The 278-nt window shown below is 57.2% G+C and carries 1 pseudogene; it reads right to left on the bottom strand.

The window, feature by feature from the left end:
- A pseudogene (locus E1189_RS00150) lies at positions 1–278 on the bottom strand (lugdunin non-ribosomal peptide synthetase LugD); the annotation flags it as partial.

The following is a 278-nucleotide window of genomic DNA, read 5'->3' as shown; positions in this document are numbered from 1 at the left end:
CCGGTGTCCGTGAATTTTAACCTGAGTGTCGTCCCGCCCTTCAAAAACCAGATAGCCGGCCCGGTCCAGGTGGCCCCGGTCACCGGTGCGATACAGACGACCAAAATCCGGATGGTGAATAAAGGCGGCGGCTGTCTTCTCTTTATCTCCAAGATAACCTTGCGCCAGACCCTCACCACCGATACACAACTCCCCACAGACGCCTGCCGGACACAGGGACAGATCTTCCGGATGAAGCACGTAAAACTGTTGATTCCCCAGCGGGGTGCCATAGGGGA

Source organism: Parendozoicomonas verongulae, assembly GCF_009711465.1.
Lineage (GTDB): Bacteria > Pseudomonadota > Gammaproteobacteria > Pseudomonadales > Endozoicomonadaceae > Sansalvadorimonas > Sansalvadorimonas verongulae.
Note: the sequence above shows the minus strand (reverse complement) of the source record. Positions and strands in the feature narration are given on the sequence as shown.